Here is an 18,399-nt window from a genome sequence, read left to right as displayed (position 1 = left end):
GACCGCCGCATCGGTTCGGCTGCGGGGTCACAACAGGGCTTGAATGGCGGCCGGTCGGTCTCAGGACACGTTCCCGGAGGGGCGCGCGAGACTGACCATGGCGCGGTAGAGGGCGGCGGGCGCGGGAGCCTCCGGCAGCGGCGGGACGTCGGCGCCGGGAGCGGCGAAGGCGCGGAGCATGTGGCCGACCAGGCGGCGCCACGTGCCGGGCGCGGCGTCGCCGGTGGCGGCGACCACTCCCGCGTTGGCCATCAGCAGGACGACGAGATCCTGTGAGGTGAAGTCCGCGCGCAGGTGCCCGGTGGCCTGGGTACGGGCGATGAGGTCGAGGAACCCGTTGTACGCCTCGGTCCGCCGGGCCTCCAGCGGCTTGGCCGCCGGAAAGGTCATGGTCAGGACATCGGCGAAGCCGCGGTCCGCGGCCTGCATGGCGCAGACGGCTTCGATGTAGCGGGTGAAGCCGTGCCAGGGGTCGGGGTCCGCGAGGGCTTCGGCGACGGCCGCGGCGTAGGCGTCCATCCGGTCGGCGAAAACGGCGGTGATCAGGTCTTCGCGCGTGGCGAAGCGGCGGGACAGGGTGGCTTTGCCGACGCCGGCCTCACGGGCGACCGAGGCCATGGAGACACCGAGCCCCTCGGTGGCGTACAGGCGGCGCGCGGCGGCGGTGATGCGGTCGCGGTTGCGCTCGGCATCGGCGCGCAGGCCCGCTTCGGGCTGCCGGCATGGGGCTCCGGTGGAGGCGGCGGACGGTGTCATACCACCACTCTAGCGAAGTGGAACGCCCTTCCCGGTTGTGTTGTTACGCTGACGCCATGGAAACGGGAAGGCCGTTCCACTTCTTGTGAGGGTGATCGCTGTGCGCGCTGCGACTCTGGAATCCGTCCCCGCGAGCCCTGTGGTGAGCGATGTCGACACCCCGCGTCCTGAGGCCGGTGAGCTGCTGGTGAAGGTGGCCGTCTCCTCGCTGAACGGCTTTGACGCCGCCACCGCCGCCGGATTCCTGCGGGACATGATGGAGCACCGCTTCCCGCTGATCGTGGGCAAGGACTTCGCGGGCACGGTCGAGGCTCTGGGAGCGGGCGTCGACGGCTTCGCGGTCGGCGACGCGGTCTTCGGCGTGGTGATGAAACCGTTCCTCGGCACGGGTGCGCTGGCCGAGTACGTCACCGTCTCCGCCGGATACGGCGTCGCCCGCATCCCTGAGGGGCTGAGCGTGCGGGACGCGGGCGTGCTCGGGCTGGCCGGCACCGCGGCCCTGGACAGCGTCGACGCCGTGGACCCGCGGAAGGACGAGACGGTCCTGATCTCCGGCGCCACCGGCGGTGTGGGCGCGCTGGCCGTGCAGATCGCCGCCGCCCGCGGTGCGCGGGTCATCGCCACCGCACGCCCCGGCGCGGGAGCCGACTTCGTCGCCGGCCTCACCGACTCCGGCGTGCGCGTGGTCGACTTCACCGGCGACCTGGACGCCCAGGTCCGCGCGCTCGCCCCGGACGGGGTGGACGCGGTGCTGCACCTCGCCGGGGACGGCGGCCTCCTCGCGGGCCTGCTGCGGCCGGGCGGGCGGATGGCCTCCACGCTGGGCTTCGGCCCCGACGCCGTCCAGGGCCAGGACGTCACCGCCCACGCGGTGATGGCCGACGCCAGCGCGCAGACCCTCACGAAGCTGGCGGCCGACGCCGTTTCCGGAGCCCTGCGGGTCCCGGTCACCGCCACCTACACGCTGGAGCAGACCCCCGAGGCGTTCGCCGCCTTCGGCGCGGGAGCGCTCGGCAAGCTCGCCGTCACCTGCTCCTGAACCCGCGCTCCTGAACCCGTGCTCCTGAACCCCCCTGAACCCGCGCCTCTGATCGGCCGCTTCTCCGCGGCGCCCCCGTACCACCGGAAGAGAGAACAGATCGTGCCCACCATCGCCATCGTCGGAGCAGGCCCCGGCATGGGCCTGTCCATCGCCAAGGTCTTCGGCGCCCGCGGCTTCGACGTCGCCCTGATCGCCCGTGACCGGCAGAAGCTGGACGGCCTTGTCGCCCGCCTCGCCGAGGACGGGATCACGGCGGCCGCGTTCACCGCCGACGTCATGGACCGCCCCGCGCTGACCGCCGCTCTCGGCGCCGCGTCGACGCGCTTCGGCGGCATCGACGTCCTGGAGTACTCGCCCGCCCCGCACACCCCCACGCCCGGCGTGGTGATCGCCGGCCCGCTGGAGGTCACGCCGGATAACCTTCAGCCCCAGATCGAGTACAACCTCTACGGTGCCGTGGCCGCCGCGCGCGCCGTACTGCCCGCGATGCTGGAAGCAGGGGCGGGGGCGCTGCTGTTCACCACCGGCGGCGGCTCCGTCACCCCCAATCCGATGCTCGGCAACGTCAACGCCGCGGCGGCCGCGCTGCGCAACTGGGTTCTCAACCTGAACGGCGCCCTGGCCGGCCAGGGCGTGTTCGCCGGGCACGTCGCGCTCAACGTCTGGATCGGCGCGGGCGGCCCGGCGGGCATCCCGACCGCGGAGCCCGACACCATCGCCGCCCTCTACTGGGACCTCTACGAGCGCCGGGACCGGGCCGAGGTCGTCTTCAACGGCTGACCCTGCCAGGCCGGTTGAGCCGGCGGGCACAGCCGGCGGCACCACCGGCCGGCTCAACCAGCCCAGCAGGAAACGCTGTTGCTGTGAAAGACTGTATGGCCCCTTACCCCGGCTGCCCCACGGGCAACAGGAGTCCCTTATGACGGCAGGTACGCCCAAGCCCCAGGTCGACACCGGCAAGCCGCATCCGGCGCGCATCTACGACTGGCTTCTGGGTGGCAAGGACAACTACCGCGTCGATCAGGAGGTGGCCGGTCAGCTGGCCGAGGAGGCGAAGCGCGGCGCACTGCACAACCGGGCGTTCATGCACCGGGCGGTGGAGTGGGTGGCGCGCGGCGGGATCGATCAGTTCCTCGACATCGGCACCGGTATCCCCACCGAGCCGAATCTCCACCAGATCGCGCAGAACGTGCACCCGAAGGCCCGGGTCGTCTACACGGACAACGACCCGATCGTTCTGCGCCACGCGGAGGCCCGGCTGGTCAGCACACCGGAAGGCGTCACCGACTACGTGGAGGCCGACGTACGGGAGCCGCAGGCGATCCTCGAACACGCGCGCGGGGTACTGGACTTCAGCAGGCCCGTCGCCCTGTCGCTCGTCGCGCTGATGCACTTCATCCCGGACGAGGGCGACCCGTACGGGATAGTCCGCAAGCTTGTCGGCGCGCTGCCTTCCGGCAGCTGCCTCGTGCTGTCGCACAGCACCGAGGACTTCCTCGACGAAGAACAGCGGGCCGCGGTCGTCGAAAGGTACCGGGCGAGCGGCATCCCGCTCCGGCCCCGTACGCACGCCGAGGTGAAACGGTTCTTCGACGGACTGGACCTGGTGGACCCGGGGCTGGTGCCGGGCCCCCAGTGGTACAAGGACACGCCCGCACCGAAGGACGAGCCGACGATCATCTATGGGGGAGTGGCCCGGATCCGCTGAACACCGGTCCGCCGAACAGGGCCGCAGGCCAAGGCCCGCCGAAGACGACCGCGGACCGGACGACGGCCCGCGTCCCCGGAGCGGGGTGCGGGCCGTCGTCGTACGGCTGGGAGCTGAGCACGGCTCAGCGCGGAAAGAGCGGCCCAGCGGAGCAAAGCGCAGCACAGCGCTGCAAAGAGCGGCTCAGCCGGAAGCGGCGGCCGTCCCGCTCAGAGCACGCGCACCGCGCCGCTCGGCGGGTCCCAGTCCAGGGACTTCTGGACCACGCCCGTGCTGGAGTTCTGCGCGCCGATGAACTGGCCGCCGCCCACGTAGATCCCCGTGTGGTACGCGCTGCCCGCGCCGCCCCAGTACAGGATGTCGCCCGGCTGGAGGCTGTCCAGCGAGACCTGGGTGCCGGCCGTCGACTGCGCCCCCGAGACGCGCGGCAGGTCGATGCCGATCTGGCGGTACGCGGCCTGCACCAGGCCCGAGCAGTCCCAGGCGTTGGGGCCGGTGGAGCCCATGACGTACGCGTCGCCGACGTGCTGCCGCACGAACGCGACCACGCTCGCCGCCGAGCCCGTCGCCGAGCCCGTCGCCTGCGAGGAGCCGGACGAGCCGGAGTCCGAGCCCGCGACCTTCGCGGAGACGCCGGCCGCGGACAGCGTCGTACGAGCCGCGGAGCGTGAGGCGCGCGCCGCGTCCTCGGCCTTGGTACGTGCGGCCTCCTCGGCCTTCTTCTTGGCCTCCTCGGCCTCTGCCTTGCGCTCCGCCTCCGCCTTGGACTTCTCGGCGGTCCGCGCGGCCTTGACGGCTGCGGCTTCCTCGTCCGCGCGCAGCCGCAGGTCGAACGCCACCTGCTGGGTCGCCTCCGCGGACTGCGCGACACTGCCGGCCACGCCGAGGGTCAGCACGGGCATCTCAATGGTCTCGGTCACCGGTTCCGCGGTGTCCGGTCCCGCGTTCGCGGGTGCGGCGGCGCCGGCCACCGCGATGGTGCTGAGAATGCCACCGGCGACTCCGGTGCGGAGGGTGGTGCGCGAAGCACGCTGGCGGGGCTTCCGGTGGCTTCGTATCTGGGGAGCGGTTTGGGGCATGGGACAACCGCTATCAGGCGTGACGGGGTGGGAGTCAAGGCGCGTGTGTTGCGCCACAGTTAGGTACAGAACGGGCTAATCACCTTCCCGGGAAATCTTATTGACGCCGTAACGGTCAAAACGGTCACGCGTGATCACGGCTGTGATCTCAGGTTTTCCGGGAAAGGTCCGAATTGCCCCCCGCCTACCACCCCTTCGCGTCGATGGCCAAGCCCCACTTCGTCCCGCATTGGCATGAAGTGGCACAGGTCACAGGGAGGTCACCGTCCGGTGAAGCGGCGTATCGATTCGGTCCGCCGCCTTCCCCGGGCCGGTTCCTCGTGAATGCATGCACGTGTCCACATCGCTCCCCGGCGCGCCCCCGGCCGGGTGAGCCGGGATGTGGGGCCGGGGTGTGGGGCCGCGATGCGGAGCGGGGATGCGGGTGCGGGTGCGGATGGGGTCGCGCCGGGGGTGGATCGGTGGTGAGCCGAGTCCCCTATCACTCGAAAGCGTTCCATCGCCAATTTGCTTGCAGAGGGCATCTCTTGATAGGGCGACACGCTCTCCGACCAGCGGTAACACGCGTGGATGTCACGTCTGGTGAGCACCCGCGTGCTTCGTGTATGAAGATCACCGCTCATCCGACTTCATGATCCTTCGTCAGGTGGTGGAGATCACAAAGGTGGTGCTGTACCCCGTGTCGCAGATCACAGACCGCCGGGCATAGGATGCGGGGCAGCCGGGCTTGTGAACTGCCTCACATAGACGCGATCTTGGCGTTCCGATGAGGCGGGCGCGCGATTGCCCGGAGCGGTCCAACGGTCAAGGACGACTGGAAGGAGCTGGGGAGCGTGAATGCCTACGCGCCCATCCTGGTGCTCGGCGCCCTCGGGGCCGGGTTTGCGATCTTCTCTGTGGTCATGGCCACGTTGATCGGCCCAAAGCGGTACAACCGGGCGAAACTTGAAGCGTACGAGTGCGGCATCGAGCCGACACCCACGCCGGCCGGCGGCGGTCGTTTCCCCATCAAGTACTACCTGACGGCGATGCTCTTCATCGTCTTCGACATCGAGATCGTCTTCCTTTACCCCTGGGCGGTCACTTTCGACTCCCTGGGGATTTTCGGGCTCGTGGAGATGCTGCTCTTCGTGCTCACCGTCTTCGTCGCCTACGCATACGTATGGCGGCGCGGCGGTCTGGAATGGGACTAGAGGGGCTGAGGGGCCACCAATGGGACTCGAAGAGAAGCTGCCGAGCGGCTTCCTGCTGACCACCGTCGAACAAGCCTCCGGCTGGGTGCGGAAGTCGTCTGTCTTCCCTGCCACCTTCGGCCTCGCCTGTTGCGCCATCGAGATGATGACGACCGGTGCCGGGCGGTACGACCTGGCGCGGTTCGGCATGGAGGTCTTCCGCGGTTCGCCGCGCCAGGCCGATCTGATGATCGTGGCGGGCCGGGTGAGTCAGAAGATGGCGCCCGTCCTCCGGCAGGTCTATGACCAGATGCCCAACCCCAAGTGGGTCATTTCCATGGGGGTCTGCGCTTCATCGGGCGGGATGTTCAACAATTACGCGATTGTGCAAGGTGTGGACCATGTTGTCCCTGTTGACATCTATTTGCCCGGCTGCCCGCCGCGCCCCGAGATGCTGATGGACGCCATTCTCAAGCTCCACGAGAAGATCCAGGGCTCCAAGCTCGGGGTCAACGCGGAGGAAGCGGCCCGCGAAGCGGAGGAAGCGGCCCTCAAGGCGCTCCCGACGATCGAGCTGAAGGGGCTGCTGCGGTGAGCGACGACAAGAAGCGCCCCGAAGCCTCCGCGGCGGGCGGCGATCAGCGGCCCGGCGCCACCGTCCCCGCCGCACGTGACGCGGCCGGCGACGTCATCCGCGTGAAGAAGGGCATGTTCGGTACCGACACCGGCGGCGGAGACACCAGCGGCTACGGCGGTCTCGTCAGGGCCGTCACGCTGCCCGGCGCCTCCGCCCGCCCGTACGGCGGTCCCGGCGGGGTCTTCGACGAGATCGCCGACGAACTCGAAGGCGCTCTGGAGGAGCAGGGACTGACTCCGGAGCACGCCATCGAGAAGACGGTCGTCGACCGCGCCGAACTGACCTTCCACATCGCCCGCGAGCACCTCGTCCAGGTGGCGCGCACCCTGCGCGACGACCCGGCGCTGCGCTTCGAGCTGTGTACGGGGGTGTCCGGCGTCCACTTCCTCGGCGACGAGGGCCGTGAGCTGCACGCCGTCTACCACCTGCGCTCGCTCACCCACGGCCGGCTGATCCGCCTGGAGGTCTCGGCCCCGGACGCCGATCCGCACGTCCCGTCCCTGGTCGAGGTCTACCCGGCCAACGACTGGCACGAGCGCGAGACGTACGACTTCTTCGGCCTGATCTTCGACGGCCACCCGGCCCTGACCCGGATCATGATGCCGGACGACTGGCAGGGCTTCCCGCAGCGCAAGGACTACCCGCTCGGCGGTATCCCCGTCGAGTACAAGGGCGCCCAGATCCCGGCTCCGGACCAGCGGAGGTCGTACTCCTGATGTCAGCAACCAACACAGCCCCGCACGCCACGGACGGCGGGACCCCGCACGCGACCCCGCGCGCCACCACCGAGGGCACCGTCTACACGGTCACCGGCGGCGACTGGGACGAGGTCGTCCAGTCCGCGGTCAAGAACGACGACGAACGCATCGTCGTCAACATGGGTCCCCAGCACCCCTCCACCCACGGTGTGCTCCGGCTGATCCTGGAGATCGACGGCGAGACCGTCACGGAAGCCCGCTGCGGCATCGGCTATCTGCACACCGGAATCGAGAAGAACCTCGAATTCCGCAACTGGACGCAGGGCACCACCTTTGTCACGCGGATGGATTACCTGACGTCGTTCTTCAACGAGACGGCGTACTGCCTCGGTGTGGAGAAGCTGCTCGGCATCCAGGACGACATCCCGGACCGGGCCACCGCCATACGCGTTCTGCTGATGGAGCTGAACCGGCTCTCCTCCCACCTGGTGGCCATCGCCACCGGCGGTATGGAGCTGGGCGCGACCACCATCATGATTTACGGATTCCGCGATCGTGAACTCATCCTCGATGCCTACGAACTGATCACCGGCCTGCGGATGAACCACGCGTTCATCCGCCCCGGCGGCCTCGCCCAGGACCTTCCCCCGGGCGCCGTCGACCACCTGCGCGAGATGCTGAAGACGCTCCGCAAGAACCTGCCGGAGTACGACAAGCTCGCCACCGGCAACCCCATCTTCAAGGCCCGCATGCAGGACGTCGGTTACCTCGACCTGTCCGGCTGCATGGCGCTCGGCGCGACGGGCCCGATCCTGCGCTCCGCGGGACTCCCGCACGACCTGCGCAAGTCGGACCCGTACTGCGGCTACGAGACGTACGAGTTCGACGTCCCGACCGCCGAGACCTGCGACGCGTACGGCCGCTTCCTCATCCGCCTGGAAGAGATGCGCCAGTCGCTGCGGATCGTCGACCAGGTCCTCGACCGGCTCGAACCGGGGCCCGTGATGGTCGCTGACAAGAAGATCGCCTGGCCCGCGCAGCTCGCGCTCGGCCCCGACGGCCTAGGCAATTCGCTCGACCACATCAAGAACATCATGGGCACGTCCATGGAGGCTCTGATCCACCACTTCAAGCTGGTGACGGAGGGCTTCCGGGTCCCGGCCGGTCAGGCGTACGCCGCCGTCGAGTCGCCCAAGGGCGAACTCGGCGCGCACGTCGTCTCCGACGGCGGGACGCGCCCCTACCGGGTCCACTTCCGCGACCCGTCCTTCACCAATCTCCAGTCCATGGCGGCGATGTGCGAGGGCGGCCAGGTCGCCGACGTCATCGTCGCCGTCGCGTCCATCGACCCCGTGATGGGAGGCGTCGACCGGTGACGACCGCACAGAACAACTCCGGGGTCAGCCTGGGCATGCCCCAGCTGCCCGCGCCGCAGTACCCGGCCGAGGTGCGCGCCAGGCTGGAGACCGACGCGAAGGACATCATCGCGCGGTACCCCGGCGCCCGGTCCGCGCTGCTCCCCCTGCTGCATCTCGTGCAGTCGGAGGAGGGCCACGTCTCCCGTACGGGCATGGCGTTCTGCGCCGAGCAACTGGACCTGACCACCGCCGAGGTGACGGCGGTCGCGACCTTCTACACCATGTACCGGCGCAAGCCCGGCGGCGACTACCAGGTCGGCGTCTGCACCAACACGCTCTGCGCGGTGATGGGCGGCGACGCCATCTTCGACGAGCTGAAGGAACACCTCGGCGTCGGCAACGACGAGACGACCGAGGACGGCAAGGTCACCCTCGAACACATCGAGTGCAACGCGGCCTGCGACTTCGCGCCCGTGGTGATGGTCAACTGGGAGTTCTTCGACAACCAGACGCCGGAGAGCGCCATCCGGCTCGTGGACGACCTGCGCGAGGGCCGTACCGTCGAGCCCACCCGTGGCGCCCCGCTCTGCACGTACAAGGAGACGGCACGCATCCTCGCGGGCTTCCCCGACGAGCGCCCCGGCGCCGTCGCGGCCTCCGGCGGCGCGGGACACGCCTCGCTGATCGGGCTGCGGCTCGCCAGGGGCGAGACGCCGCAGCGCGTCGTACGCCCCCGCGACGGAGCGAGCGGGCCGGCCGCTCCGCAGCCGGGCAGCGAACACCTCAGCTCGCACGACGCACCGCAGGAGACCTCGGCCTCCGACCCGTCCCACCCGGCAGCACCCACCGCTGAGGAGGGGGAGTGACGACCATCGCCGACGCCGATGTCAACGACAACGGATCCAGCCCCGAGAAGCTTCTCGCCCCGGTCCTGTCCGCGTTCTGGGACGAGCCGGAGTCCTGGACGCTCGCCACGTACCGGCGGCACGACGGCTACAAGGGCCTGAAGAAGGCCCTCGCGATGACGCCCGACGACCTCATCGCGTACGTCAAGGACGCGGGTCTGCGCGGCCGGGGCGGCGCCGGATTCCCCACCGGCATGAAGTGGCAGTTCATCCCGCAGGGTGACGGCAAGCCGCACTACCTCGTCGTCAACGCGGACGAGTCGGAGCCCGGCACCTGCAAGGACATGCCCCTGCTCTTCGCCAACCCGCACTCGCTCGTCGAGGGCATCGCGATCGCCTGTTACGCGATCCGCTCCTCGCACGCGTTCATCTATCTGCGCGGCGAGGCCGTGCCCGTCCTGCGCAGACTGCACGAGGCGGTGCGCGAGGCGTACGAAGCCGGCCACCTCGGCAAGGACGCGCTGGGCCCCGGACTCGATCTGGACGTCACCGTGCACGCGGGCGCCGGCGCGTACATCTGCGGTGAGGAGACCGCGCTCCTCGACTCGCTGGAAGGCCGCCGCGGCCAGCCCAGGCTGCGCCCGCCCTTCCCGGCGGTCGCGGGTCTCTACGCGTCGCCCACTGTGGTGAACAACGTCGAGTCCATCGCGTCCGTGCCCGCGATCCTGCTGCGCGGCAAGGAGTGGTTCAAATCGATGGGCAGCGAGAAGTCCCCGGGCTTCACGCTCTACTCGCTCAGCGGCCATGTCACCAACCCGGGCCAGTACGAAGGCCCCATGGGCCTCACCCTGCGCCAGCTGCTCGACATGGGCGGCGGCATCCGGGACGGCCACCGGCTCAAGTTCTGGACGCCCGGCGGCTCCTCGACGCCGATGTTCACCGCCGAGCACCTCGATGTGCCGCTGGACTACGAAGGCGTCGGCGCGGCGGGCTCCATGCTCGGCACGAAGGCGCTCCAGTGCTTCGACGAGACGACGTGCGTGGTGCGCGCCGTCACCCGCTGGACCGAGTTCTACGCCCATGAGTCCTGCGGCAAGTGCACACCGTGCCGTGAAGGGACGTACTGGCTGGTGCAGTTGCTCCGCGACATCGAGGCCGGCAAGGGACAGCTGTCCGATCTCGACAAGCTCAACGACATCGCCGACACCATCAACGGCAAGTCGTTCTGCGCGCTCGGCGACGGCGCGGCGGCCCCGATCTTCTCCTCGCTCACGTACTTCCGCGAGGAGTACGAGCAGCACATCACCGGCAAGGGCTGCCCCTTCGACCCGTCGAAGTCGACCGCTTGGGCCGACAACCACCTGGAGGTGAACGCATGACGGTGACCGAGAGCGCTCCCTCCGGAGGCAGCGGGGCCGTGGTCCCGCCGGAAGATCTCGTCTCGCTGACGATCGACGGCATCGAGATCTCCGTCCCCAAGGGGACGCTGGTGATCCGCGCCGCCGAACTGCTCGGCATCGAGATCCCGCGCTTCTGCGACCATCCGCTGCTCGACCCGGTCGGCGCCTGCCGCCAGTGCATCGTCGAGGTCGAGGGCCAGCGCAAGCCGATGGCGTCCTGCACCATCACCTGCACCGACGGCATGGTCGTCAAGTCCCAGATCAGCTCGCCGGTCGCGGAGAAGGCGCAGCGCGGGGTGATGGAGCTGTTGCTCATCAACCACCCGCTGGACTGCCCGGTCTGCGACAAGGGCGGCGAGTGTCCGCTCCAGAACCAGGCCATGCAGGTCGGCGGCGCGGACTCCCGCTTCGAGGGCCGCAAGCGCACGTACGAGAAGCCCGTCCCGATCTCCTCGCAGGTACTGCTCGACCGCGAGCGGTGCGTGCTGTGCGCCCGCTGCACCCGCTTCTCCAACCAGGTCGCGGGCGACCCGATGATCGAACTGCTGGAGCGCGGCGCGCTCGAACAGGTCGGCACCGGCGACGGCGCGCCCTTCGCGTCGTACTTCTCCGGCAACACCATCCAGATCTGCCCGGTCGGCGCGCTGACCTCGGCGGCCTACCGCTTCCGCTCACGCCCCTTCGACCTGGTGTCGTCGCCGAGCGTGTGCGAGCACTGCGCGGGCGGCTGCGCGACGCGTACGGACCACCGGCGCGGCAAGGTCATGCGCCGACTGGCGGCCGAGGACCCCGAGGTCAACGAGGAATGGCTGTGCGACAAGGGGCGGTTCGGCTTCCGTTACGCGCAGAAGCCCGACCGGTTCACCACCCCGCTGGTACGCAACGCCGGCGGTGACCTCGAACCGGCCAGCTGGCCGGAGGCGCTGGAGGCGGCGGCGCGCGGACTGAGCGCGGCGCGCGGGCGCGCCGGTGTGCTGACCGGCGGCCGGCTGACCGTCGAGGACGCGTACGCGTACGCCAAGTTCGCACGGGTCGCGCTGGGCACGAACGACATCGACTTCCGCGCGCGCGTGCACAGCGGAGAGGAGGCCGACTTCCTGGCCTCCGAGGTCGCGGGACGCGGCCGTGACCTCGACGGCAGCGGCATCACGTACACCACGCTGGAGAAGGCCCCGGCCGTCCTGCTCGCCGGCTTCGAGTCCGAGGAGGAGGCGCCCGGCGTCTTCCTGCGGCTGCGCAAGGCCCACCGCAAGCACGGCCAGCGCACCTTCTCCCTCGCCACGCACACCACGCCCGGCCTGCGGAAGGCCGGCGGCACGCTGCTGCCCGCCGCACCGGGCACCGAGACCGAGTGGCTGGACGCGCTGGCGTCCGCCGAGGGCCTGGACGGCGCCGGAGCCGACGCCGCCGAGGCGCTGCGCGTACCGGGCGCCGTGATCGCCGTCGGCGAGCGGCTGGCCGCCGTGCCCGGCGGGCTCACCGCCGCCGTGCGCGCCGCGACCGCGACCGGCGCTCAGCTGGCGTGGATCCCGCGGCGGGCCGGTGAGCGCGGCGCCGTCGAGGCGGGCGCGCTCCCCTCGGTCCTGCCCGGCGGCCGTCCGGCCACCGACCCGCGGGCCCGCGAGGAGACCGCGGCGGTCTGGGGCGTACGCGAACTGCCGCAGGCCTACGGACGCGACACCGGCCAGATCATCGAGGCGGCGGCGACCGGCGAGCTGGGCGCGCTGCTCGTCGCGGGCGTCGAGGTCGCGGACCTGCCCGACCCGGCGGGCGCGCGCGCCGCACTCGACGCCGTCGGCTTCCTGGTCTCGCTGGAACTGCGGGCGAGCGAGGTCACCGACCGGGCCGACGTGGTCTTCCCGGTCGCGGCCGTCGCGGAGAAGCCCGGCACCTTCCTCAACTGGGAAGGCAGAGCACGGCTGTTCGAGGCCGCGCTCAAGCCGGAGCAGATGACCCGGCGCCTCGCCCCGGCCGACTCGCGCGTGCTGCACATGCTCGCGGACGCCATGGACGTCCACTTCGCGCTGCCCGACCTCAAGTCCGCACGGCGTGAACTGGACAGGCTCGGCGGCTGGGAGGGCCCGCGTGCGACCGCGCGGCCGGAATTCTCGAAGCCGCTGCCGCGCCCCGGCAACGGCGAGGCGGTCCTCGCGGGCCACCGGATGCTGCTCGACCAGGGCCGGCTGCAGGACGGCGACGAGGCCCTGGCCGGCACCCGGCACCGGGCGGTCGCCAGGCTCTCCGCCACGACGGCGGCCGAGACGGGCGTCAAGGACGGCGACGAACTGGCCGTCACCGGGCCGGCCGGCACGGTCACGTTCCCGCTGCTGGTGACCGAGATGCCCGACCGGGTGGTCTGGCTCCCGCTCAACTCCTCGGGCGGCGGCGTCCTCGCGGACACCGGATCCCGCCCGGGAACGCTGGTCGGCATCGGCCCGGCCGAGCAGGCCGCCGCGACCACGGCGAACACCGGGACCGCCGCGACCACGGCGGCTGCGGCGACCACCACCGAGGCCGTCCAGGCCGTGGAAACACCGGAGGCGCGCGCATGACCGCCCTCGCTCAACTCGCGTCGGCCCAGCAGACCGTCCTCGCGGCCGAGGACCTGTCGATGTTCGGCCGGGACCCCTGGTGGCTGGTGGTCGTCAAGGCCGTCTTCTGCTTCGCGTTCCTGATGCTGACCGTGCTCTTCTCGATCGTGTGGGAGCGCAAGGTCGTCGCCTGGATGCAGCTGCGCATCGGCCCCAACCGGCACGGCCCCTGGGGCATGCTCCAGTCGCTCGCCGACGGCATGAAGCTGATGCTGAAGGAAGACGTCGTCGTCAAACGCGCGGACAAGCTCGTCTACATCCTCGCGCCGATCGTCGCCGCGATCCCCGCCTTCATGGCGATCGCGGTCATCCCGTTCGGCCCGGCGGGCAACGAGATCTCGATCTTCGGCCAGCGCACCACGATGCAGCTCACCGACCTGCCGATCGCGATGCTCTACATCCTCGCGGTCGCCTCCGTCGGCATCTACGGCATCGTCCTCGCCGGCTGGTCCTCGGGCTCGACGTATCCACTGCTCGGCGGTCTGCGCTCGTGCGCCCAGATGATCTCGTACGAGATCGCCATGGGCGCCGCGTTCGCCTCGGTGTTCCTCTACTCCGGGTCGATGTCGACCTCGGCGATCGTCGAGGCGCAGGCCGACCGCTGGTACATCGTGCTGCTGCCGGTGTCCTTCATCATCTACATCATCACGATGGTGGGGGAGACGAACCGCGCGCCGTTCGACATGCCGGAGTCCGAGGGTGACCTCGTCGGCGGCTTCAACACCGAGTACTCCTCCATCAAGTTCGCGATGTTCATGCTGGCCGAGTACGTCAACATGGTCACCGTCTCCGCCGTCTCCGCCACGCTCTTCCTGGGCGGCTGGCGCGCGCCGTGGCCGATCTCCGGCTTCTGGGAGGGTGCGAACCACGGCTGGTGGCCGATGCTCTGGTTCGTCGTCAAGGTGCAGCTGCTGCTCTTCTTCTTCATCTGGCTGCGCGGCACGCTGCCACGCGTGCGCTACGACCAGCTGATGAAACTCGGCTGGAAGGTCCTGATCCCGGTCTCGGTGGTCTGGCTGATGCTCGTCGCGACCGTACGGGCCCTGCGGAACGAGAACTACGACTTCCAGTCGATCCTGCTGTACGTCGGCGGCGCGGTCATCGCGATCCTGCTGCTGTCCTTCGTCGCTGACATCTTCCGCGACAAGAAGGAACGAGCCGCCGCCGAACGGGAGCCGGATCCACCGGCGTTCGACCCGATGGCGGGCGGTTATCCCGTACCGCCACTGCCCGGACAGACGCTGCCACCCGTGCCGCGCAGGCGGCCGAGGCGTGAGCGGGAGCTCGTTGTCAGTGGCGGGGTCAATACTGTGAGTGACGAAACAGAGAGTGACGGAAAGGAGGACGACGGTGTCTGACGCTGACAGCTCTTCGCAAGGGGACATCCCCCGCGCCCCGCGGAATCCGGTGGCCGGATTCGGCGTGACCTTCAAGGCCATGTTCAAGAAGCGGCTGACCGAGCAGTATCCGGAGCAGCCGAAGGTGACGGCGCCGCGCTTCCACGGCCGGCACCAGCTCAACCGCCATCCGGACGGCCTGGAGAAGTGCGTCGGCTGCGAGTTGTGCGCCTGGGCCTGCCCGGCGGACGCGATCTACGTCGAGGGCGCGGACAACACGGAGGAGGAGCGCTACTCCCCGGGTGAGCGCTACGGCCGCGTCTACCAGATCAACTACGCGCGCTGCATTCTCTGCGGACTGTGCATCGAGGCGTGCCCGACCAGGGCGCTGACGATGACGAACGACTTCGAGCTGGCGGACAGCTCCCGCGAGAACCTCATCTACACGAAGGAGCAGCTGCTCGCCGGCCTCCAGGAAGGCATGGTCGACTCACCGCATTCGATCTTCCCGGGCACGGACGAACAGGACTACTACCGGGGCCTGGTCACGGAGGCCGCGCCCGGCACGGTCCAGCAGGTCGCCATGACGAAGGACGGCAGGCCGCAGGAAGGCGCGTCGGACTTCGGCGAGGACGAACCGGCGTCGAAGAAGGTGATCGGCGCATGAGCACGCTCGCGTCCGTCTCCTCCACCGCCGTCACCCACGCGGCCTCAGCGTCCACCACGTCGCTGGGTGAGGCCGTCCAGTTCTGGATCCTCGGTACCGTCGCGGTGATCGGCGCGCTGTCCACGATCCTGATGAAGAAGTCGGTGCACAGCGCGCTGTCCCTCGCCGGGACGATGATCGTCCTCGCGGTCTTCTACCTGGCCAACGGGGCTTATTTCCTGGGCATCGTGCAGATCGTCGTCTACACCGGCGCGATCATGATGCTGTTCCTCTTCGTCGTCATGCTCGTCGGTGTGACGGCGGCCGACTCCCTCACGGAGACGCTGAGGGGACAGCGCTGGTGGGCCGCGATCTGCGGAGTCGGCTTCGGCCTCCTGCTGATCGTCGGCATCGGCAACGCGTCGCTGACGACCTGGACCGGTACGGGCCAGGCCAACGCGGGCGGCAATGTCGAGGGCCTGGCCCGGCTCATCTTCACCCGGTACGTCTTCGCGTTCGAGATCACCGGCGCGCTGCTGATCACCGCGGCCGTCGGCGCGATGGTACTCACGCACAAGGAGCGCACCGAACGGGCCAGGACACAGCGGGAGATGTCCCAGGACCGCGTACGCAGCGCCCACGTACCGCCGCTGCCCGCCCCCGGCGTCTACGCCAGGCACAACGCGGTGGACATCGCGGGCCTGCTGCCCGACGGCACGGCGTCCGAGCTGACCGTCATGAAGACCCTGAAGGACCGCGGCCAGATCCGCGATGTGTCGGACGAGGCGATCGCGGACCTCAAGGCGCTCCAGCAGCGGTCGTCGGACCGGCTGGGCCGTGAGCCCGACCGGCCCGAGCGCGGGTCAGGACGGCTGGGCCGCGCGTCCGGACGGCTGGACCGCGAGGAGGAGATCAAGCGATGAATCCGGTCTACTACCTCTATCTCGCCTCGCTGCTGTTCACCATCGGCGCCGCCGGTGTGCTGATCCGGCGGAACGCGATCGTGGTCTTCATGTGCGTCGAGCTGATGCTCAACGCCTGCAATCTGGCGTTCGTCGCCTTCTCGCGCCTGCACGGCAATCTGGACGGCCAGATCATCGCCTTCTTCACGATGGTCGTCGCCGCCGCGGAAGTCGTGGTCGGGCTCGCGATCATCGTGTCGCTGTTCCGTTCCCGCCACTCGGCCTCGGTCGACGACGCCAGCCTGATGAAGCTCTGAGGGGTCGCTGAATCGTGGAGAACTTGATTGCGCTGCTCGTCGCGGCGCCTCTGCTCGGAGCGGCGGTCCTGCTGTGCGGCGGTCGCCGGCTGGACCGCGTGGGCCACTGGCTCGGCACACTGCTGGCCGCCGCCTCCTTCGTGATCGGTGTCGTGCTGTTCAGCGGCATGCTCGGCAAGAGCACCGATGGACGCTCGCTGCACCAGCATCTGTTCAGCTGGATCCCCGTCGAGGGCTTCCAGGCCGATGTCGGCTTCCAGCTCGACCAGTTGTCGATGACGTTCGTCCTGCTGATCACCGGTGTGGGCACGCTGATCCACATCTATTCCATCGGTTACATGGAGCACGACGAACGGCGCCGCCGCTTCTTCGGCTATCTGAACCTGTTCCTGGCCGCGATGCTGCTGCTGGTCCTCGCGGACAACTACCTGCTGCTGTACGTGGGCTGGGAGGGCGTCGGTCTCGCGTCGTACCTGCTCATCGGCTTCTGGCAGCACAAGCCCAGTGCGGCCACGGCCGCCAAGAAGGCCTTCCTGGTCAACAGGGTCGGCGACATGGGCCTTTCGATCGCCGTCATGCTGATGTTCACCACCTTCGGGACCTTCGCCTTCGGCCCGGTCTTCGGCGCGGTGGGCAGTGCCACGGAAGGCAAGCTGACGGCGATCGGCCTGATGCTGCTGCTGGCCGCCTGCGGCAAGTCGGCGCAGGTGCCGCTCCAGTCCTGGCTCGGTGACGCCATGGAGGGCCCGACCCCGGTCTCCGCCCTCATCCACGCGGCGACGATGGTGACGGCCGGCGTCTACCTGATCACCCGCTCCGGCGTCATCTTCAACGCGGCCCCGGACGCGCAGACGGTGGTCGTCGTGGTCGGCGCGGTGACGCTCCTCTTCGGTGCGATCGTCGGTTGCGCGAAGGACGACATCAAGAAGGCGCTGGCCGGATCGACGATGTCGCAGATCGGCTACATGATCCTCGCCGCGGGCCTCGGCCCGATCGGCTACGTCTTCGCGATCATGCACCTGGTGACCCACGGCTTCTTCAAGGCCGGTCTCTTCCTCGGCGCCGGTTCGGTCATGCACGGCATGAACGACGAGGTCGACATGCGCAAGTACGGCGGCCTGCGGCGGTACATGCCGATCACGTTCGTCACGTTCGGCCTCGGCTATCTGGCGATCATCGGCTTCCCGGGTCTGTCCGGCTTCTTCTCCAAGGACAAGATCATCGAAGCGGCCTTCGCCAAGGGCGGTACGGAGGGCTGGATCCTCGGAGCCGTCACGCTGCTGGGTGCCGGGATCACCGCGTACTACATGACGCGCGTGATGCTGCTGACGTTCTTCGGCGAGAAGCGCTGGGTGCCGGACGCCGAGGGCAACGAGCCGCATCCGCACGAGTCGCCCGCGTCCATGACCATCCCGATGATCGTGCTGGCCATCGGCTCGGTCTTCGCCGGCGCGTTCTTCTCCATCGGCGACCGGTTCCTGCACTTCCTGGAGCCCGTCACCGGACACAAGGAGGGCAACTCCCCGGTCAGCGCCACGACGGTCACGGCCGCCACGATGGTGCTGCTGGTGGTCGGCGCCGGGATCGCCTGGGCCCAGTACGGCAGGCGCCCGGTCCCCGCGGTCGCCCCGCGCGGCTCGCTCCTCACCCGCGCCGCCCGCCGCGACCTCCTCCAGGACGACTTCAACCACGTGGTCCTGGTCCGCGGCGGCGAACACCTCACCAGGTCCCTGGTGTACGTCGACCACACCCTGGTCGACGGAGTGGTCAACGGCACCGCGGCGTCCTTCGGCGGGCTCTCCGGCCGGCTGCGCAAACTGCAGAACGGCTACGCCCGCTCCTATGCGGTCTCGATGTTCGGAGGTACGGCAGTGATCATCGCCGCGACCCTGCTGACGAGGGCGGTGTAAC

17 protein-coding genes are annotated in these 18,399 nt (G+C 69.6%); 15 read left to right on the top strand and 2 right to left on the bottom strand.

Annotated features, from left to right (window positions below; genetic code table 11):
• Positions 1-60 precede the first annotated feature (60 nt).
• Positions 61-756, bottom strand: coding sequence for a TetR/AcrR family transcriptional regulator (locus ACIP6N_RS09580; RefSeq protein ID WP_401814181.1), 696 nt, complete (start codon positions 754-756; stop codon positions 61-63).
• A 100-nt stretch (positions 757-856) separates the two neighbouring features.
• On the opposite strand from ACIP6N_RS09580, the gene ACIP6N_RS09575 reads away from it, so the two are divergent.
• The 3 genes from ACIP6N_RS09575 (at position 857) to ACIP6N_RS09565 (ending at position 3,506) form a co-directional block, all read left to right on the top strand.
• On the top strand, positions 857-1,795 hold the full coding sequence (locus ACIP6N_RS09575; RefSeq protein ID WP_401814179.1) for an NADP-dependent oxidoreductase: 939 nt from the start codon (positions 857-859) through the stop codon (positions 1,793-1,795).
• Between the two features lie 102 nt (positions 1,796-1,897).
• Positions 1,898-2,578 (top strand): SDR family NAD(P)-dependent oxidoreductase, encoded by a 681-nt coding sequence (locus tag ACIP6N_RS09570; RefSeq protein ID WP_401814177.1) that lies wholly within the window; start codon positions 1,898-1,900, stop codon positions 2,576-2,578.
• 139 nt (positions 2,579-2,717) lie between these two features.
• On the top strand, positions 2,718-3,506 hold the full coding sequence (locus tag ACIP6N_RS09565) for an SAM-dependent methyltransferase (protein ID WP_401814175.1): 789 nt from the start codon (positions 2,718-2,720) through the stop codon (positions 3,504-3,506).
• Between the two features lie 209 nt (positions 3,507-3,715).
• Here the strand turns inward: ACIP6N_RS09565 and ACIP6N_RS09560 are convergent, their stop codons facing one another.
• Positions 3,716-4,585, bottom strand: a complete 870-nt coding sequence (locus ACIP6N_RS09560; protein ID WP_401814173.1) for a C40 family peptidase — start codon at positions 4,583-4,585, stop codon at positions 3,716-3,718.
• Positions 4,586-5,418: 833 nt separating this feature from the next.
• Between ACIP6N_RS09560 and ACIP6N_RS09555 the strand changes: the two genes are divergently transcribed.
• Genes ACIP6N_RS09555 through nuoL form a run of 12 tightly spaced genes read left to right on the top strand, consistent with a single transcriptional unit; the run spans position 5,419 to position 18,398 of the window.
• Positions 5,419-5,778: an NADH-quinone oxidoreductase subunit A gene (locus tag ACIP6N_RS09555; RefSeq protein ID WP_030379754.1), complete on the top strand. Its 360-nt coding sequence runs from the start codon at positions 5,419-5,421 to the stop codon at positions 5,776-5,778.
• A 19-nt stretch (positions 5,779-5,797) separates the two neighbouring features.
• Positions 5,798-6,352 carry a NuoB/complex I 20 kDa subunit family protein gene (locus ACIP6N_RS09550; RefSeq protein WP_401814171.1) on the top strand — a complete coding sequence of 185 codons (555 nt, stop codon included), beginning with the start codon at positions 5,798-5,800 and terminating at the stop codon, positions 6,350-6,352.
• A complete protein-coding gene (locus tag ACIP6N_RS09545) occupies positions 6,349-7,110 on the top strand; it encodes an NADH-quinone oxidoreductase subunit C (RefSeq protein ID WP_401814170.1) in 762 nt (253 codons plus the stop codon). Before ACIP6N_RS09550 ends, ACIP6N_RS09545 begins: the two co-directional genes overlap by 4 nt.
• Positions 7,110-8,468 carry an NADH-quinone oxidoreductase subunit D gene (locus tag ACIP6N_RS09540; RefSeq protein WP_401814169.1) on the top strand — a complete coding sequence of 453 codons (1,359 nt, stop codon included), beginning with the start codon at positions 7,110-7,112 and terminating at the stop codon, positions 8,466-8,468. Before ACIP6N_RS09545 ends, ACIP6N_RS09540 begins: the two co-directional genes overlap by 1 nt.
• Positions 8,469-8,503: 35 nt before the next feature.
• The gene (nuoE, locus tag ACIP6N_RS09535) at positions 8,504-9,316 is read left to right on the top strand and encodes an NADH-quinone oxidoreductase subunit NuoE (protein WP_401814429.1); all 813 of its coding nucleotides are present in this window, start codon (positions 8,504-8,506) and stop codon (positions 9,314-9,316) included.
• A 5-nt stretch (positions 9,317-9,321) separates the two neighbouring features.
• Positions 9,322-10,674, top strand: a complete 1,353-nt coding sequence (gene nuoF / locus ACIP6N_RS09530; protein WP_401814427.1) for an NADH-quinone oxidoreductase subunit NuoF — start codon at positions 9,322-9,324, stop codon at positions 10,672-10,674.
• The gene (locus ACIP6N_RS09525) at positions 10,671-13,247 is read left to right on the top strand and encodes an NADH-quinone oxidoreductase subunit G (RefSeq protein ID WP_401814168.1); all 2,577 of its coding nucleotides are present in this window, start codon (positions 10,671-10,673) and stop codon (positions 13,245-13,247) included. The genes nuoF and ACIP6N_RS09525 overlap by 4 nt, the downstream gene beginning before the upstream one ends.
• A complete protein-coding gene (gene nuoH / locus ACIP6N_RS09520) occupies positions 13,244-14,644 on the top strand; it encodes an NADH-quinone oxidoreductase subunit NuoH (protein ID WP_401814167.1) in 1,401 nt (466 codons plus the stop codon). The genes ACIP6N_RS09525 and nuoH overlap by 4 nt, the downstream gene beginning before the upstream one ends.
• Positions 14,637-15,290 (top strand): NADH-quinone oxidoreductase subunit NuoI, encoded by a 654-nt coding sequence (gene nuoI / locus ACIP6N_RS09515; RefSeq protein ID WP_401814165.1) that lies wholly within the window; start codon positions 14,637-14,639, stop codon positions 15,288-15,290. The genes nuoH and nuoI overlap by 8 nt, the downstream gene beginning before the upstream one ends.
• Positions 15,287-16,192 carry an NADH-quinone oxidoreductase subunit J gene (locus ACIP6N_RS09510; protein WP_401814164.1) on the top strand — a complete coding sequence of 302 codons (906 nt, stop codon included), beginning with the start codon at positions 15,287-15,289 and terminating at the stop codon, positions 16,190-16,192. Before nuoI ends, ACIP6N_RS09510 begins: the two co-directional genes overlap by 4 nt.
• A complete protein-coding gene (nuoK, locus tag ACIP6N_RS09505) occupies positions 16,189-16,488 on the top strand; it encodes an NADH-quinone oxidoreductase subunit NuoK (RefSeq protein ID WP_040024225.1) in 300 nt (99 codons plus the stop codon). The genes ACIP6N_RS09510 and nuoK overlap by 4 nt, the downstream gene beginning before the upstream one ends.
• Positions 16,489-16,502: 14 nt before the next feature.
• Positions 16,503-18,398: an NADH-quinone oxidoreductase subunit L gene (gene nuoL / locus ACIP6N_RS09500; protein WP_401814163.1), complete on the top strand. Its 1,896-nt coding sequence runs from the start codon at positions 16,503-16,505 to the stop codon at positions 18,396-18,398.
• Position 18,399 lies beyond the last annotated feature (1 nt).

Origin of the sequence: Streptomyces sp. NPDC088725 (assembly GCF_044751305.1) — a bacterium.
GTDB lineage: Bacteria > Actinomycetota > Actinomycetes > Streptomycetales > Streptomycetaceae > Streptomyces.
Note: the sequence above shows the minus strand (reverse complement) of the source record. Positions and strands in the feature narration are given on the sequence as shown.

What these genes read in the sequence shown, in the direction of transcription:
- ACIP6N_RS09580 (WP_401814181.1), bottom strand. Translation starts at nt 756, where the DNA reads ATGACACCGTCCGCCGCCTCCACCGGAGCCCCATGCCGGCAGCCCGAA.
- ACIP6N_RS09565 (WP_401814175.1), top strand. Translation starts at nt 2,718, where the DNA reads ATGACGGCAGGTACGCCCAAGCCCCAGGTCGACACCGGCAAGCCGCAT.
- ACIP6N_RS09560 (WP_401814173.1), bottom strand. Translation starts at nt 4,585, where the DNA reads ATGCCCCAAACCGCTCCCCAGATACGAAGCCACCGGAAGCCCCGCCAG.
- ACIP6N_RS09550 (WP_401814171.1), top strand. Translation starts at nt 5,798, where the DNA reads ATGGGACTCGAAGAGAAGCTGCCGAGCGGCTTCCTGCTGACCACCGTC.
- ACIP6N_RS09540 (WP_401814169.1), top strand. Translation starts at nt 7,110, where the DNA reads ATGTCAGCAACCAACACAGCCCCGCACGCCACGGACGGCGGGACCCCG.
- nuoE (WP_401814429.1), top strand. Translation starts at nt 8,504, where the DNA reads ATGCCCCAGCTGCCCGCGCCGCAGTACCCGGCCGAGGTGCGCGCCAGG.
- ACIP6N_RS09525 (WP_401814168.1), top strand. Translation starts at nt 10,671, where the DNA reads ATGACGGTGACCGAGAGCGCTCCCTCCGGAGGCAGCGGGGCCGTGGTC.
- nuoH (WP_401814167.1), top strand. Translation starts at nt 13,244, where the DNA reads ATGACCGCCCTCGCTCAACTCGCGTCGGCCCAGCAGACCGTCCTCGCG.
- ACIP6N_RS09510 (WP_401814164.1), top strand. Translation starts at nt 15,287, where the DNA reads ATGAGCACGCTCGCGTCCGTCTCCTCCACCGCCGTCACCCACGCGGCC.
- nuoK (WP_040024225.1), top strand. Translation starts at nt 16,189, where the DNA reads ATGAATCCGGTCTACTACCTCTATCTCGCCTCGCTGCTGTTCACCATC.